The organism is Fibrobacter sp. (genome assembly GCF_017545445.1).
Taxonomy (GTDB): Bacteria; Fibrobacterota; Fibrobacteria; order Fibrobacterales; family Fibrobacteraceae; genus Fibrobacter.
On record NZ_JAFWOM010000002.1, the window covers coordinates 1 to 15014 of the forward strand.

A 15014-nucleotide genomic window follows, 5' to 3' on the forward strand; every position below is an offset into this window, starting at 1 on the left:
GGTCGTGCCGACTTTTGCAGCGGTCCAACCAGCTGTTTTGACGGTCATCACGAATTTGGTGAACGCGCAAGCGGTGTCCAAGCAGGAAGTTCAAAAGCCATACAAAAAGCTTTTTGGTGCCATTGAAGATGTTTTGAAAACTGCGATTTGCACAGTCGTTGAGACTATGCCGACCACGCCGCCAAGCCCATCACCGTTCCCGGAGACTTTAAAATGAAAACTGACAAGATTAAAGAAGAACTCGAACTGTCGCTAAGTATTGCCAAGGGTAGTCTTTTCAAGAAACCCGAATTCGGTCATCGATTCAAAGAACTTGCCCGTGTTCCTGCATCCGAAAACACCCGGAGCCAAGCGGAATCCTTTGCCAATGAAGCTCTGCAATGGATGTTGGACTACAAACACCTTAGAAGCGTAAATGCCGTTGCAACATATGACCGCAACGACAGACTCTTGGTGCATGTGGAATGCGTCGCTTATAACGGCGATGTTATTGAATTTTCTCGTTTTGTGGAGGTTGGCGATGTCCATAACAGTTGATCAAATCTTGACGCGCATGCTGAATGATGCGCACAACTATAATCCTACTCTTGAAATATCGCAAGGAACGGAAACCTACATCCGCTTTGCAACTACCGCATCGGCCATTTGGGGGATTTACAAGCAGACGGACTGGACTGTTGACCAAATATTCCCGCCTACGATGAACAAGGAAAGTCTTGAACAGTGGGCAAGCGACCGTAATCTCAACTACGAAAACTTGACGGCAAGCGAACTCTTGACGCTTATCATCACATACCTCCGCAACCCGAAAAGCGGTGGTAAGCCTAGCGATTATGAACGCTGGGCGTTGGAAGCGTCTTCTACAGGCAAGGCTATGACCATCGAATCTTCGATGTTTAGCGGCAACATGCCCAATTTGAGCGGAGCGAACGCTGTCAAACCTCACGACCGCGACAGTCTGGCTTTTACTTGCAGCGGTTCTGATACGAACAAAACCGTCATTGTCGATTTTGGAGAATCCAAGAAAATCATAGGTCTTGGGCTAGGCTTTATCACGAACCGCCCCGCATCTTTCGGTGTTTTCGTTTCTGACGATGGTTCGGAGTGGTATCGCCTCGGCAAGATTGATGCCGCCTATTGGTGGGCTATGGCGAACTTTACCGAAACATCCACCAGATATGTCAAGTTGGTGCTTGAGTCTATTGAAAGCATTGCCTCGTGGCAAACGGAAGCCTTGAATGCAGTAAAGTGCTTTGGTGTTGAATTTTACGAATCGAGCGAAAAGGACGAAGCGCCTACATCGTCCAAATGCCTTGATAACTTCTATGGTGTGGGTACGGTTCTTATGCTGATGGGTCCGAACACGCTCTCGATGCGTTGTTGTGAGGCAATCCGTGCCAAGTGTGAATACGAAGGCCCTGTTGCACCGCGTGAAATTTGGGTCAATGTGCCCAAGGAAACTACGCTTTCCCTGCAAGTTGCCGTTACGGACTTTGACAGTTTGGACGAAGCCTCATTCCGGGAAGATATTACCAAGTATTTCGCAAGTCTCAAGGCGGGAGACTTCTTTATTCCGTCGCAAATCGTGGTGTACGCCATCAAAAATGGCGGCTCGGATGCATCTGTTCAGGTCTCTAAAAACGGCGGCGAATATCAGACCCAATCGACGGCCATGAAACCCGATGATAAGACAGAACAGTTCATTCTTGGAACTTTGGCGGTAGAAGATGGCGATTAACCCATTTGACAGCCCGCACTACAAGGCTTTTTCTCAGCTTTACCCGCTCAAGATGGATGCGGAGGAATACGCTGTTGCCAAGGAACTTGACAGAGCATTGGAATATACCGATGCCGCTTATCCTGAAATCTTCCCAAGCACGGCTACTGCAACGCTTGAACGCTGGGAAGACCTGTATGAACTGAGCCACACGGGCACTTTGGAATATCGCAGACAAGTCCTTTTGGCTGAAATTAACCGGGAATCAGGCATTGCGGAACGCCATTACATAGGCTTGGCCGCGTCTATCGGCTTTACTATCACGATCGTAAAGCCGCCTAGAATGTTCCGCGCAGGATTAAGCCGTGCAGGCTTTGAAGTCTATGACGAAGATGAACAATACACCTGGACCGTATTTTGCGACCGACAGAAATCATCCTGTTCGTTGCTGATTCGAACCTTGGAAACTCAAAAGATTCCATTTACCAAGATTAGATGGACTTTCCAAGCACCTCCGGCAGGCCGTCTGTTGCTCGAAAATGGCGGGGCCTTGCTGCTTGAAAACGGAAATCAACTTTTATTGGAGAACTAACCATGGCAGAAGAAACCCTGGATAAGAAAACATCAGAACTGGAAACATTAACGCTTGCTGAAGCAATCGAAGCGAACGCGATTGTCCCGGTCGCAATTCCCAATATAGGCAACGGCAATGTTGCCTTGGAAGATTTAGCGGGTCAAGACGGAGAAGACGGCAAATCCGCCTATGAAATTGCCGTTGACAACGGCTTCGAAGGAACAGAAGCTCAATGGTTGGCTTCTCTCAAAGGTGCCGATGGTTCTGACGGAGCCAAGGGCGATAAGGGCGACAAAGGGGATAAAGGCGACAAGGGAGACACCGGTGCGACGGGTGCAGCTGGTCAAGCTGGTTCCGACGGAGAAGACGGCAAGTCCGCCTATGAAATTGCCGTTGATAACGGCTTCGAAGGAACAGAAGCTCAATGGTTGGCTTCTCTCAAAGGTGCCGATGGTTCTGACGGAGCCAAGGGCGATAAGGGCGACAAAGGGGATAAAGGCGACAAGGGAGACACTGGTGCTACAGGACCGCAAGGAGCTGCGGGCGTGTCGGACTTCGTTCGAATTGCATTGTCCGATGATCCTAGATATGCTCAACTTACAACACTGATTTCTCAGGGAAAAACACCTGTGATTATTGACGATGTTGGTTCTGGTGGAGCTGTGGGTAGAATATATGCTTTGATGCATATTGATTCTACGAATAATCAAGTTCGGTTTATTGCGTCGAAAGACCATTGGTCCGGTCAATCTACAAAAACAGGTGCTTTCCATGGTTTATCAGTAACAGTGATGGATATTGGTATAAATGGAGCTTGTTTTAACCATTATTTTGCGGCATCAGTAGATGAAATTGGATTAATCATTCCCGATGCAAATAACATAGCGGGGTTAAAGAACGATGGTATATATCTAGCGTCCAACAATTCGCTAAACGAAATCGGTAGCTATAACGGAGCTACGCTAAAGTTAGCTGTCAAATCGACACAATATGATGATTCCCAGCAAGAATGGTTGACTGAAGATGATAGCAATTATGTTGTAGAAGTGACACCGACAGTTGATTGTACTGTAGAAGTGTACGGAGGTGCTGTTCATAATAAACCGCAAGTAGGTGATTCTTATTGGTCTGTTTTGGGATCTCAATTTAACTACAGTGCCGATGCTGGTAATGTAATGACAGCTGGAAAGACTTACCAAATTACAGTTGTCGGCCATTGCTGGACTATGGCTGAATTTGTCGCCCCTGCAGCTGCATCGTAGAGGTTCCTATGATTTACACTCACCATGGAATCAACTCGTTTCGTCGAGCGCCAGCAACCGGCTCGCTTACGCTCACGATGAATGTCTCTGGCCAAGGGTATGACCCCACTAGGTCATTTCACGTGATTGTAATCTTTGGCTATCCTGTGAACTATGCTGTTGATGGCGGCACTCCAATAGCTCAAGCCAACGCATATTATAACGGATACCTCGCTCATGGCGAGACTGTGACGCTCAGCAACCTCCCGGATGGTGTAGGTTTGACTATCGTCGAAGACATAACCTCAGCAGATGCTGCCGCTGGTTACGCTCAGGGCTCAATTACTGGAAATCCGGGAACTGTAACGGCTAACACCACTGCGAATGTGACAATAAGTAATACATACACGGCTCCGGGCGATGCTTTGACACCGTATGAAAATCGTGGTATAGGCCTAAGCTCTTCAAATGACAACTCTGGACGACTCAATGTACCGGATTCGAAGAATCAAAGCCTTTTTGTCGTTGTTCCCGGTGTTGCTGGCAAGGTTATTGCCTCGTTTGATGTATGGACCAACCAGCCAAACGCGGCGAATGTGTATAAAATGAATGAAGTCGTTGCCACAACATTTGATTTTGATTTCCTTGCTATGGATCCTGCTGTTGCACCAGGGCAAAAGTCTAGTACCCCGCCGACATACGCAGCTAGCTGGACAACCACGCAAGAATCAGACGGAAGCTATAAGCAGCACATTGTTTTAGACAGTCCTATTACGATGGTTGAGGGCAAAACCTACGGTTTCATCGTTACGACCCGAGGCGATGTTAACCATACCAATTGCGTTTGTTCTAGCCTGTGCTCGGCACAAAATCTTATGCTGACCAGCACAGAGCATTGGGAGCCTAATCCTCAAACGGATCCGCCAACAACAAATTTCAGTTGGTGGGAGGCCAATAAGTTCTGCTTCGCAGGTTCACACGCTCCAAGTATCAAATTTTACTCGGCATAAAACCCTATTCAAAAGGAGTTTAATATGAATAAAAAGGTCTTTAAAACAGGCGATATCATCACTCCGGAGTTCCTAAATGCACTTCAGGATCAATCTTTCGGCAAACAGCCCGGCGAGGTTGGGCATTTGCCGTTGCCGCCAAACTATTCAGAAAAACAACAATGCAAGACAATTCATGTTTCGGGAGCGAATAATACGGTAGATCTTCGTGGTTGGGGTTATAATGCTGTAATTTTTGTAACGCCAATCATTTCGAATGGAGCAGCCGCATTTCCTCAAAAACTGATATTGCAAATTGATAATATAACAGGAGCGATATTCGTAATTCCTGAATTGGGCAATGATGAATTTTATATCCAAAAGGGACCTGGCAATAACGAGCGAATTTGTACCTTGTACAAGGACGAAATGGCTATAATTTTTACAAGACAAGTAAATGATGAAATTTGCTTTGAATGTCGTAGAATACCTGGAGGAGCTAAATGCATATTTGGAGCAGGAATTTTTAGCTCTTTAACTACAGATTATTTAAAATTTGGTGATTCGGGTATTGAACGAATAACAGCCTCATTTGATGATGATTTTTTAACCTTCTCAAGGATTGAAGGTGATGATTCTGCAGAAATCAAATTTATAATGCCAATTCATGCCCCTTCAATTGATTGCGGACAGAGGCTTTCTTCATCTTCCGCTTTTGTCGGTATGGCAGCGAACCAAACAGAAGCACAAATTGAAGCAAATTCTCCATCTGGCACAGGCGGGAAATCTTTTGGGTACTCTACTAATTCAGGAGTCATGAATATTTTTGAAATTCCTTCTAATTCACCGCAAAAGGAATTACTATCGTCCTTTGCGGGAGGTAAGGGATTTTTTCAACAAACTGACTCAGGGAATGCTGCAAGCGGAATCTATTTCAATTTCGATGTTGATGACAATCTTGATTTCATAGATGCTGTGGGGACAATCTGTATTTTCAATAAGCCAAACGATACTGCTATCGCAGGAGGAACTCTCCCTACAAAATGTGTAATTACATCAACATCTATGACGTTTTATACTTATGGTGGATCTGCTTGGTTTACTATTTAAATCATCTATAGTAATTCAAGCAAAAAGGTGTAACTTTCGTTACACCTTTTAATTTTTGTCTCATTTAAACCGACAAATCGTCTCATTCAAACCGCCGCGTTATACTCAGGTAGCCCGCGCAAGGGCGGCAATACGGATTTGCTGGTAGATGCGTTCGTCAAAGGTGCTTCGCCAAAGCACCATGTCGAAGTCGTGTCCGTTCACGATTATAAAATCAATCCTTGCATCGGTTGCAATTCATGCTTTGTCCGCGAAGACCACAAATGCTGCCAGAAAGACGACATGCAGATTGTCTATGAGAAAATGGCGAATGCTGAAATGCTCGTCATCGCTTCGCCGGTGTATTTTTACGGTTTGAGCGCGCAGCTGAAAGCAGTCATCGATCGTTTCCACAATCCGATCCGCGATACATTTCACATCCACAAGATGGCTTTGCTTTTGGTGGGTGCCGCCTCGCTCCCGGAACTGTTCGATAGCATCCTTACGCAGTATGAACTTTGCCTCAAGTTCTTCAAGCTAGAAGATATGGGCCGCGTGCTCGTGCGTGGGGCAAAGGACAAAGGCGATGTCAAGAACGGCGACGCTCTAAAGCTGGCTCAAGAATTAGGACAACGTATTTGATGGAGCCTAAATGGCGGTCGCGTTTTACGTCCGCATTCTTTGTCAGCGGCTATAATCCACTTTTTCAAGAGCTTTGGGCTCGTTGTTTTCGAGCACCCATTTCACCGTCAACTCGGTCAGCTGATAGAGCGTTTCCTTGCAGCTCTTGTTGCTTATCGTTTCAGCGAGAGCGCAGGCTTTTTCCGCAGTTTCTCCGCCGGCTGTTTTAAAATATGCTGGCAGCGAGGCCGCCATTTTCCTGTAGTCTTCGTCCCAGTTGGCTCCGCCATTATCGAGGATTTCGTTCGTGATACGCCCTATGGCGCGTATCACTTCGCCCTGCACCGTGTCTGCATGGCCGCTGCCGGGGACAAGGAGTTCCCAGAGTTCGTCAAACTGTTTTTGCCATGTCGAACTTTTCACGGTTATCGGCTTTTTCCCGTTGAGGAGTTCTCGTCTCGGCACGGGCGTCACGTCGAGAATTCTGTACAGTTCATCAAGAGCGTCGCTGAACTCGTTTACCCGTTCACGTGCAAATTTCGAACGATAGAATTCAAAGCTCTCGCCGATTTTCGTGACAAAGCTTTTGGTCTTGTCGGAAATCTTTGCGCCTGCCGCAAGCAGAGATTTGGCGATGCATACCATGCTTACGATGTTCGCGTTGTTGCATGAGCAGAGAGATTCGTCAAGGGCCGTGAATTTATCCCAACCGCCGCAGGATTTGGGATCCGCTCCGCATGCGAGGAGATTCTCCACGGCCTGTGCCTTGTGATTGCGTGCGTTGGCAAAGAGCGCATTTCCGGTACGTGCATCGGCTGCAAAGTTGATATCGGCTCCGTGTGCGATTAGAATTTTCAGCAGATTCATGTCGTCAGCAAGCTTCGTCGCTGGCGTTTCGCCCCAACCGCAATCCGCATTCAAATCGATACCATTCTCGGCAAGGAATGCGACGTGTTCCTCAGTTAGACCTTTGAACGAAAATGCATTTTCTGTCGTTCTGCTGCGTGCTGTGGCGGACACCTCGCATTTCTCGAATACCGCCCTGAATTTGTCCATATCGCCGCTGTCGATAATTTCCTGAAAATCTTCTGGGAGCGTCTTACGTTTCTTTGCCATAATCTTTTGTCCTTAATTCTTGAAATGGAAATTCTACAGTTCTTCTATCTCAGCTTTACATACTTGCCTTTCAATGAATTCTCCGCTACATATTTAACAGGTACATCACCTGTAGCAATGCAATGCAACAAAAAATCTCTCACGAGACTAGGCTCCCACCCCGCACAAGCCGCCACCAAGCCATAACGGGGGTCGCAAAATCCTTTTCCTATATTTTTCCCGAAATCCCAAACCGCATCAATTATAGTCCTTATGTCTTCGTTATTGGGTTGCATTTTATCATATCCAAGAGCGTCGAGCATGCCATATCCCAAAGAATAACCCATGGTGCTTAATCTTTTGAGCAACTCGGAAACGTCTGATTTATCTTTTCTCTTGACTCTGATTAACGCTCTACCAGCGACATTCGTAATCGTATCGAATTCTTCATTTATGTTTGCGACGCACTCGAGAAACGGCGTGGCTTTCTTATAATCATTAATTCCAATACAGTGTATTAATTCACACTTTGTTTCCCAAGATTTTTGACTCCGCAACAACTCATTTTGCAACGCATCTATAACGAAATCTTCCAATTCCGGCATCAAATTTTTCTGCAAGAACTTTGCGGCTTTTCTCACGTCGGTCGTTTTCTTGCTTGATAACAACGTTTTTATTTCGTCCACATTTTTACAGTTTCCCATTCGCATATCCCTCTGTCGTTGCGATCAATCATTTATCTATGTTGTTAAATATATACTTCTTTATAGTTATTAGTAATGAGCGACTATCACATTTATATCGCAATCCAAGATTTTCTGAATAGATTCAATCAATGTTTCGTCATCGTCTATCAGTTTTTTTGGATTCGTAACATTTATACTGCAACAAGCAAAGCCACATTTAAAATCATATCTTAAGTCGTTCAGCGACGAAGCTCCGCCGCAACACGGAAGGGTAATGTCGAGCTTTTTAAATTCATCTTCACATGCGATATCCATAGCTTCATTCCACCAGTCAAAGCTTATTTCTTTTCCGCATTTAGGGCACGTTATATTCACGAGATTGCTTCCACAATCAATAAACTTCAGATTGTCCGTGATTACCAAATCGACAGAATCGCATGTAATCGCAGATTCAATAAACGACTTTGCGGCGTTTAACTTATCCTGAGAAACCTTCGTGTATGGATTTCTGGGTATTATCTTGTAAATTGAATCTGACATTTCGTCCCCCCGATAAATGTATTTTCAAGTCTTTCCAGGACTCAAAAACTTATGAATCCTGTGTTCTGAATAAAAAAGGAGCTTACTGGCAAGTCGGTTCATAGATGAACACGCACGAATATAGTCGTTTGGTTTCAACTCTGTAATGGCCGTCCCCTCTTTCTGCTAGCCAATGAGATTTTTTACAAGAAACTATTGGAATGGTATCAATGACAATATAGATATCATTCAAATTTATATGTTCAATTAAATATCGAAGTGAATCATTCAAAGAAAATACTTCTACTTCTATGGAATCTTTTTTGTTTTCTTCTGTCTTAAGCTGGTAACAAAAAGGTGTTTCAGAACATGTTTCATAAGGCGAGATGTTCGAGATAATGGAATCAAGTTCAACTGTTGACACAATTTGGACTTCGTCGTAACCATCGCTGGTGCATTCTCCAGGGCAACCATAAAAAAAGAAAGCACAAACTACAAGAATTAAAAAACTTATTTTCATTCGACAATCTCCCTAATAGAACATTGATGCTGTTTCTCAATTTATATAAATTTTTTTATTTTGAACAATAGAAATTTGAGGGAAACCGATTAAATAGATTAGATTCGCCAAATGAAAATCGTAATTGCAAATATTGAAGATGTTCCGGAGCTTTTGGAATTGCAGTACAAGGCGTTTCGCCCTGTTGCCGAAAGTTTGAACTGGCCTGATGCTCCGAACTTGACCGAAACAGTGGAGCACGCCCGCGGAGAATTTCCGAAATATACGACGCTCAAGATGCTTTCCGATGACGGGAAAATCATCGGCTCCGTCCGCGGTCGCGTTGAAGACGGCTCGCTATACATTGGCCGCTTGATGGTCCTGCCGGAATTCCAAAAGAACAGTTACGGACGTATCCTGTTGCGTGAAATTCAATCCATGTTGCCGCATATCCGCGCATGGCTCGACACCAGCGGCGACGTGCCTGAAACGGTCTCGTTCTACGAACGCGAAGGCTTCCGTACATTCGAAAGCAAACGCTTCGAAAACGGCGTCTCGTGGATTTTCATGGAAAAAAAGTAAGAACGAAATTATGGGATTCTTCTTGTGAAGTTTGCTTTTTTGAGGGGAAAAAAGTGTTTTGAATTGATTCTGTATGCATGATTATGTAAAAATGGTTTGACTTTAATTAAAAATTATATATATTTTACCCTGACTTTGTGTCAATATTGCGAAATTTTCTTAAAAGAGGCAAAAATGGGGTTTTATCGTTCGATCGTCCAAGATTTAGAAGAATGGAAGGCGGCTTCGGCCCGTAAACCGCTCATTTTACGTGGAGCGAGGCAAGTCGGCAAGACGACGGTTGTCAGGGAATTTGGCAAGCGCTTCGACACCTTTATCGAACTCAATCTCGAAAAGAAGGCTGATCGTGATCTTTTCGAGAACGATTTGTCCGTGAAGGATTTGTTCCGTTATATCTGCCTTGAAAAGAAGATAGTGCCGAATGGGCTTGTCCTGCTGTTTATCGATGAAATCCAGAATTCGCCGAAGGCGGTTGCGCAGCTCCGTTATTTTTACGAGGAAATGCCGGAAGTGTATGTGGTCGGTGCAGGCTCGCTATTGGAAGTGATGATGGAACGCCACAAGATCAGTTTCCCGGTGGGGCGCGTTGAATACCGCTACATGTTCCCGATGACGTTCGTGGAGTTTATGGCGGCGTTGGGCGAAGATGCCGTCTTGGAAATGTACCGCGAAAAGGAAATTCCCGAAATTGCGGAAAACAAACTTGCATCCCTGTTTCGCCTGTATTCGTTTGTGGGCGGAATGCCCGAAGTCGTTGTTCGTTATGTCGAGACGGAAGACATGTCACAACTGAATCCTGTGTATGAATCTTTGATAACCTCTTACAAGGATGATGTTTCGAAGTATGCGAAGAACGCCACGGAGGCAAATGTTATTCGGCATGTGATTGAAACAGCGCCTTTTGAAACAGGGAAGCGAATCAAGTTCGAGCGTTTTGGCAACAGCAATTACAAGTCCAAGGAAATTGGCGAGGCTCTCAAAATTCTGGAGCGCGCGATGTTCCTTTATTTGCGCTATCCGGTGAACGGGCATGAGTTGCCGCTCGTACCAAATTTCAAGCAACATCCGCGTTTGCAGTTTCTGGATACGGGACTTTTGAATTATGCGCTCGGGCTTTCAAGCGTGTATTATAAAGATGTCCAGTTGAGCGATGCGTACAACGGAATGATTGCTGAACATGTCGTGGGCCAGGAACTGCTTGCTTCGCAGAGTGACGTGTTGCACAAGCCGACTCTTTGGATACGCGAAAAGAAGCAGGCGAATGCCGAAGTCGATTTCTTGATTGTGAAAGATGGAAATGTTGTCCCTATTGAAGTCAAGAGCGGTGCGACAGGTTCGCTGCGGTCGCTACATTCGTATATTGACGAGGGTGGCTTTGAGGTTGCGCTTCGCTTGTACAGTGGAAAAAAATCTGTTGAAAATGCCGTGACGCCTCAGGGTAGAAATCCTTACAAACTAGTGAATTTGCCGCTCTATTATGCGGGAAAATTGGGTGAATTTCAGTACTAGTTTTTTTGCTATGCAAGGGATTGGAGTTGGAAAAACGGGAGTCTCGTGGATATTTATGGAGAAGAAGTGAGGCTAGGCTTATAATGAGATGCTATAAGTTTGGTTTCGTTAAAAAAGAGGCAGGATTTTAGATCCTGCCGTAAACTATCCTAACTTTTGACAGCCCAACTTTTGGGGTTCAGTTCAAATGCTAGAATTATAGTCTTTCTTCTTTTATCCCCGTTTTTCCCAACCGGCAAGAGAAATAAAGAAGTCGTTGAAGTCTTGGTCGTACGAATCTTCTACGCACATTCCGATTGTGATGCCAACAGGCTTGCCCTTCTTGTTCAGGATCATGTTTACTTGATGTTGCTCTAGGATTTCTTCATCTTCCGTACCATCATAAAACGTAATAACAATCTCCATATCCTCAGAAGGAATAAGGGCACTTCCGTTTCCGAGAATCTGGAGATTTGAGCTATGGTCTGTTTTTTCAATTGTCTGTAATACATTTCCGCCCGATTTAATCTGGACATTACCATTGTAATAGCATTGAGACGAAACGCTCCATGTAAGGTACCAACCCTTGGGGAAAGATTTAATCGGAACTATTAAAGGTTTTCTCATAGTAAATAACCTCCTATGAAAGGATATTGTTTTTGTTTTTTTTGTTTTCACTTTGCTCGTAAAGAGCCTTTATAAGGTCGCTGGCCTGGATGCTGTCCTTTCGAGAAGTCAAAAACTCCAGGATCGCTACTATTGTACACAAATATTATTTCTGGTGTATTTTCTCCTTGATTTATCAATTAAACATTGAGTTTTCAAAAGAACTTTTTAGTCCCTTCATTCATTAATTGCATGAGGGATTATTTTTTCTCGCTTTTTCGTTGTAAAAAAAATCAAACAAAAAAATATGTTTTTCGAAAGGAATTTATTTCATGACAAATCCCAAAATGATAACGGATTAAAGAACTGATATTTCATTTGGGTTCGCAAGCGGTTTTGCCCAAAGAAAACGGGTTGACAGTGACGATGTTCCTGAAACGGTCTCGTTCTATGAACGCGAAGGCTTCCGCACGTTCGAAAGCAAGCGCTTCGAAAACGGGAGTCTCGTGGATATTTATGGAGAAATCTGCATAAAAATATTGAATGATTATGCAGATTTTACGTGTTTTCTGCATAAAAAGTGCTATATTATATGCAGAAAAAGGCCGGGCTATGCATAAATTTGACTATTCTTTCCTGAAAAACGGGGTTCTGCCCGCAAGTTTGGTCAATACGACGTCTTCTATTGCGTCGTTAAAGACTATGGCTTCGTTCCGCAAGGAATCCCATCAGAAAATTTTCACGGAACTTGAATCAATAGCCAAGGTTCAGTCCGTCAAAAGTTCAAACGCAATCGAGGGCATCATCACCAGTGACGACCGAATTGCTCAAATCGTGAACCAGAATAGCGCTCCGCTCAATCACGACGAAGCCGAAATCGCCGGCTATCGCGATGCGCTTTCGCTTATCCATACCGGCTATAGCGATATTCCGTTTTCGGTGCAGAGCATGCTTTCTCTGCACCGTACGCTCCTCGCGCAAGTGGCCCAAAGTCGCGGCGGCGTGTTCAAAAACGAAGACAATGTGATTCTGGAAATTGACAAGTCGGGAATGCGCAAGATTCGTTTTGCACCTGTGCGTGCAATAGAAACGCAAAAGGCGATGGAACAACTTGAACTCGCTTACATGGATGCCGCGGCTGATGACTCGATAAGCAAGCTGTTGCTGATTCCATGCGTGATGCTTGATTATCTGTGCATCCACCCGTTCAGGGACGGGAACGGCAGTATGTTGCGATTGCTCTCGCTCCTTCTTTTGTACAAGAGCGGCTACGATGTCGGCAAGTACATTTCATACGAAGAACAAATCAACAAGAACAAGTCGTGGTATTACGAATCGTTGCGTGAATCGTCCGTGAATTGGCACGAGAGTCGCAATGACTATTTCCCGTTTGTCCAGCATTTTTTAAGCATGCTTTACCAGTGCTATCAAGAATTGGACAAACGTTTTGCAACGGTAAATTCGAACAAGATAACCAAGTCTTCTCGCATCGAGGCTACCGTATTGAATAGCCTTCTCCCGATATCGAAATCCGAGATATGCAAAATTCTCCCTGATGTTAGCCCGACTACTGTCGAATATGTTTTGGGAAAGATGCTGAAAAGCGGAGCCGTCACGACCGTTGGCGCCGGGCGCGGAACGAAGTATTTGAGGAAGTAACGGCGTCTCATGGATATTCATGGAAAAAAAGTAAAAGCGGTGATCATTCCCCCTCTCGCAGTAGCCTCTCGAACAGTGCGCGATACCTCGCGATATCTTCCAGCTGCATGATGGTCGTGATCTTGTTGCCCGCGTCTTTGCGTCGCCAGGGCAACCATCCCCGCAGAAACATCCGGCGCGTTCTCTGCCGCAATGTAGTCCTTCATCTGCTTGAAAAGGCGGATAAGGGCTATACTCTGTTGTATCGCCAAATCGCCTTTCAACACAGTCATGAGCATGTAAATGCCTTGCTCCGTAAAAACGAAGGGATTGGAACGGCTCATTGTGCTGATATTTGCGGTGCAATTTTGGGGATGCGGACGAATAGTTGGACACGACTAGAGGACGCATCATGCATTTTACAGAAGTACAAATTGCCAAAGCCCTGGAAACCTTTCACGATCTGAAATCAGCGACCAAGACTGTAAGGCTTTTAGGCTATCCATCGACAAAACAGCTATATAAGTGGATAAAGAAAGAAGGTCAGCCGCGCCAAGAACAAAGAAAACGTTATAAATTGACAAATACACCGGAACATCCGGCTCATGCTCCAATCAAGGTAAAGCTTGACGCGATCCACAGATGCTACGAAATGGGCGAACCGATGATTTCTGTAGCCAAGGATATTGGATATACGTATGCAAGTATCTATTATTGGTACCAGAACTATAAAAAGTACGGACTTATGGGACTACAGAACAAACCTAGACCAACGAAGCGGAAACAGGCGAAAGAAAAGGATCTTTCTTCCGAAGACGCGAAGGCGCTGAACGAAAAGATTCGAAGTCTACAGCTGGAAGTTGACATACTGAAGGAGACGCTGAACATAATAAAAAAAGACCCAGGCGTTGACCTGTCTGCCCTTCGGAACAGGGAAAAAACACAGCTCGTCAACGCCTTACGCAACCGCTACGAATTAAGGGATATCCTGCTCGCGCTGGGAATGTCCCGAAGCGTCTATTACTACAACGTAAAACACCTGGACGACCGGAGCAACAAGGATCGTCGGCTGCTCAAGGAACTCGTTCCCATATTTGACGAATCCAATAAAACCTACGGCTACAGGCGAATCCACAGTGAGCTTTCAAAGACCGGAAGGACGGTTTCCGAGAAGGTTGTCAGACGAGCAATGAAGCTCGGCAACCTCGTTGTCTACAAGCCCAAGAAGCAGAAGTACAGTTCGTACAAGGGCGAGATTACGCCCGCCGTCCCCAACATACTCAATCGTAATTTTCACGCCGATGCCCCCAATCAAAAATGGCTGACGGACATAACGGAATTTCCCTTGCATGACGGCAAGGTTTACCTGTCGCCGATTATCGACTGCTTCGACGGAGCGCCAGTGTGCTGGACGATCGGGGAATCTCCTGACGCGGTCCATGTCAAGGAAGGGGTACACTCCCGACAATGCCGCCTGCGAAGGCTTTTTCGGGGTACTCAAGAACGAATTTTTTTACAGTAGAAATTGGAGAAAAGTCAACAAGGAAGAGTTCAAGGCTGAACTTGAAAAATATCTGGAATGGTTTTGCTCGAAACGGATAAAGGTCGGACTCAACGGAATGAATCCAACAGATTATCGGAAACTATATTTGGACAAACAATCTGTCTAA

The 15014-nt window shown here is 45.1% G+C and carries 19 protein-coding genes and 1 pseudogene; 13 read left to right on the top strand and 7 right to left on the bottom strand.

Going from position 1 to position 15014, the window contains the following annotated elements:
* From IKG78_RS00065 to IKG78_RS00100, 8 genes are all read left to right on the top strand, one after another.
* Positions 1-217 (top strand): hypothetical protein (locus IKG78_RS00065; RefSeq protein WP_290937871.1); only part of this gene is annotated, 217 nt, incomplete at its 5' end.
* The gene (locus tag IKG78_RS00070) at positions 214-537 is read left to right on the top strand and encodes a phage GP46 family protein (RefSeq protein ID WP_290937873.1); all 324 of its coding nucleotides are present in this window, start codon (positions 214-216) and stop codon (positions 535-537) included. The genes IKG78_RS00065 and IKG78_RS00070, both read left to right, overlap by 4 nt.
* Complete coding sequence (locus IKG78_RS00075) at positions 521-1738, top strand: hypothetical protein (RefSeq protein ID WP_290937875.1); 1218 nt, start codon at positions 521-523, stop codon at positions 1736-1738. The genes IKG78_RS00070 and IKG78_RS00075 overlap by 17 nt, the downstream gene beginning before the upstream one ends.
* Positions 1728-2309 carry a putative phage tail protein gene (locus tag IKG78_RS00080; protein WP_290937877.1) on the top strand — a complete coding sequence of 194 codons (582 nt, stop codon included), beginning with the start codon at positions 1728-1730 and terminating at the stop codon, positions 2307-2309. Before IKG78_RS00075 ends, IKG78_RS00080 begins: the two co-directional genes overlap by 11 nt.
* Positions 2310-2311: 2 nt before the next feature.
* Positions 2312-3553 carry a hypothetical protein gene (locus tag IKG78_RS00085; RefSeq protein ID WP_290937879.1) on the top strand — a complete coding sequence of 414 codons (1242 nt, stop codon included), beginning with the start codon at positions 2312-2314 and terminating at the stop codon, positions 3551-3553.
* An 8-nt stretch (positions 3554-3561) separates the two neighbouring features.
* Entirely contained in the window at positions 3562-4542 is a 981-nt protein-coding gene (locus tag IKG78_RS00090; RefSeq protein WP_290937881.1) for a hypothetical protein, read from the top strand.
* 24 nt (positions 4543-4566) lie between these two features.
* Positions 4567-5631, top strand: a complete 1065-nt coding sequence (locus tag IKG78_RS00095; protein ID WP_290937883.1) for a hypothetical protein — start codon at positions 4567-4569, stop codon at positions 5629-5631.
* Positions 5632-5715: 84 nt separating this feature from the next.
* Positions 5716-6252: a flavodoxin family protein gene (locus IKG78_RS00100; RefSeq protein ID WP_290937905.1), complete on the top strand. Its 537-nt coding sequence runs from the start codon at positions 5716-5718 to the stop codon at positions 6250-6252.
* A gap of 42 nt (positions 6253-6294) precedes the next feature.
* Here IKG78_RS00100 and IKG78_RS00105 read toward each other — a convergent pair whose 3' ends face one another.
* The 4 genes from IKG78_RS00105 to IKG78_RS00120 all read right to left on the bottom strand — a co-directional run bounded on the left by IKG78_RS00105 (position 6295) and on the right by IKG78_RS00120 (position 9051).
* Complete coding sequence (locus tag IKG78_RS00105; protein ID WP_290937884.1) at positions 6295-7347, bottom strand: hypothetical protein; 1053 nt, start codon at positions 7345-7347, stop codon at positions 6295-6297.
* A gap of 44 nt (positions 7348-7391) precedes the next feature.
* On the bottom strand, positions 7392-8030 hold the full coding sequence (locus IKG78_RS00110) for a hypothetical protein (RefSeq protein WP_290937885.1): 639 nt from the start codon (positions 8028-8030) through the stop codon (positions 7392-7394).
* 69 nt (positions 8031-8099) lie between these two features.
* Positions 8100-8552, bottom strand: a complete 453-nt coding sequence (locus IKG78_RS00115; RefSeq protein WP_290937887.1) for a hypothetical protein — start codon at positions 8550-8552, stop codon at positions 8100-8102.
* A gap of 82 nt (positions 8553-8634) precedes the next feature.
* Positions 8635-9051 carry a hypothetical protein gene (locus tag IKG78_RS00120; RefSeq protein WP_290937889.1) on the bottom strand — a complete coding sequence of 139 codons (417 nt, stop codon included), beginning with the start codon at positions 9049-9051 and terminating at the stop codon, positions 8635-8637.
* A 111-nt stretch (positions 9052-9162) separates the two neighbouring features.
* Here IKG78_RS00120 and IKG78_RS00125 point away from each other — a divergent pair, with 111 nt between their 5' ends.
* A complete protein-coding gene (locus IKG78_RS00125) occupies positions 9163-9612 on the top strand; it encodes a GNAT family N-acetyltransferase (protein WP_290937891.1) in 450 nt (149 codons plus the stop codon).
* A 174-nt stretch (positions 9613-9786) separates the two neighbouring features.
* Positions 9787-11121 (top strand): AAA family ATPase, encoded by a 1335-nt coding sequence (locus IKG78_RS00130; protein WP_290937893.1) that lies wholly within the window; start codon positions 9787-9789, stop codon positions 11119-11121.
* A 213-nt stretch (positions 11122-11334) separates the two neighbouring features.
* Here the strand turns inward: IKG78_RS00130 and IKG78_RS00135 are convergent, their stop codons facing one another.
* Positions 11335-11727 (bottom strand): hypothetical protein, encoded by a 393-nt coding sequence (locus IKG78_RS00135; RefSeq protein ID WP_290937895.1) that lies wholly within the window; start codon positions 11725-11727, stop codon positions 11335-11337.
* Positions 11728-12080: 353 nt separating this feature from the next.
* Positions 12081-12281, bottom strand: a complete 201-nt coding sequence (locus tag IKG78_RS00140; protein ID WP_290937897.1) for a hypothetical protein — start codon at positions 12279-12281, stop codon at positions 12081-12083.
* Positions 12282-12318: 37 nt separating this feature from the next.
* Here IKG78_RS00140 and IKG78_RS00145 point away from each other — a divergent pair, with 37 nt between their 5' ends.
* Entirely contained in the window at positions 12319-13365 is a 1047-nt protein-coding gene (locus tag IKG78_RS00145; protein ID WP_290937899.1) for a Fic family protein, read from the top strand.
* Positions 13366-13556: 191 nt separating this feature from the next.
* On the opposite strand, the pseudogene IKG78_RS20270 reads toward IKG78_RS00145, so the two are convergent.
* Positions 13557-13706 (bottom strand): annotated as a pseudogene (locus IKG78_RS20270) (ORF6N domain-containing protein); the annotation flags it as partial.
* Between the two features lie 50 nt (positions 13707-13756).
* Here IKG78_RS20270 and IKG78_RS00155 point away from each other — a divergent pair.
* Together IKG78_RS00155 and IKG78_RS20275 are read left to right on the top strand one after the other, a co-directional pair.
* Positions 13757-14866: an IS3 family transposase gene (locus IKG78_RS00155; RefSeq protein WP_290937903.1), complete on the top strand. Its 1110-nt coding sequence runs from the start codon at positions 13757-13759 to the stop codon at positions 14864-14866.
* Positions 14784-15014, top strand: coding sequence for an IS3 family transposase (locus tag IKG78_RS20275; RefSeq protein ID WP_366074427.1), 231 nt, complete (start codon positions 14784-14786; stop codon positions 15012-15014). Before IKG78_RS00155 ends, IKG78_RS20275 begins: the two co-directional genes overlap by 83 nt.

Coding starts and splice junctions, on each gene's coding strand:
- IKG78_RS00070 (WP_290937873.1), top strand. CDS start 214: ATGAAAACTGACAAGATTAAAGAAGAACTCGAACTGTCGCTAAGTATT.
- IKG78_RS00075 (WP_290937875.1), top strand. CDS start 521: ATGTCCATAACAGTTGATCAAATCTTGACGCGCATGCTGAATGATGCG.
- IKG78_RS00080 (WP_290937877.1), top strand. CDS start 1,728: ATGGCGATTAACCCATTTGACAGCCCGCACTACAAGGCTTTTTCTCAG.
- IKG78_RS00085 (WP_290937879.1), top strand. CDS start 2,312: ATGGCAGAAGAAACCCTGGATAAGAAAACATCAGAACTGGAAACATTA.
- IKG78_RS00090 (WP_290937881.1), top strand. CDS start 3,562: ATGATTTACACTCACCATGGAATCAACTCGTTTCGTCGAGCGCCAGCA.
- IKG78_RS00095 (WP_290937883.1), top strand. CDS start 4,567: ATGAATAAAAAGGTCTTTAAAACAGGCGATATCATCACTCCGGAGTTC.
- IKG78_RS00105 (WP_290937884.1), bottom strand. CDS start 7,347: ATGGCAAAGAAACGTAAGACGCTCCCAGAAGATTTTCAGGAAATTATC.
- IKG78_RS00110 (WP_290937885.1), bottom strand. CDS start 8,030: ATGGGAAACTGTAAAAATGTGGACGAAATAAAAACGTTGTTATCAAGC.
- IKG78_RS00115 (WP_290937887.1), bottom strand. CDS start 8,552: ATGTCAGATTCAATTTACAAGATAATACCCAGAAATCCATACACGAAG.
- IKG78_RS00120 (WP_290937889.1), bottom strand. CDS start 9,051: ATGAAAATAAGTTTTTTAATTCTTGTAGTTTGTGCTTTCTTTTTTTAT.
- IKG78_RS00125 (WP_290937891.1), top strand. CDS start 9,163: ATGAAAATCGTAATTGCAAATATTGAAGATGTTCCGGAGCTTTTGGAA.
- IKG78_RS00130 (WP_290937893.1), top strand. CDS start 9,787: ATGGGGTTTTATCGTTCGATCGTCCAAGATTTAGAAGAATGGAAGGCG.
- IKG78_RS00135 (WP_290937895.1), bottom strand. CDS start 11,727: ATGAGAAAACCTTTAATAGTTCCGATTAAATCTTTCCCCAAGGGTTGG.
- IKG78_RS00140 (WP_290937897.1), bottom strand. CDS start 12,281: ATGCAGAAAACACGTAAAATCTGCATAATCATTCAATATTTTTATGCA.
- IKG78_RS00145 (WP_290937899.1), top strand. CDS start 12,319: ATGCATAAATTTGACTATTCTTTCCTGAAAAACGGGGTTCTGCCCGCA.
- IKG78_RS00155 (WP_290937903.1), top strand. CDS start 13,757: ATGCATTTTACAGAAGTACAAATTGCCAAAGCCCTGGAAACCTTTCAC.
- IKG78_RS20275 (WP_366074427.1), top strand. CDS start 14,784: ATGTCAAGGAAGGGGTACACTCCCGACAATGCCGCCTGCGAAGGCTTT.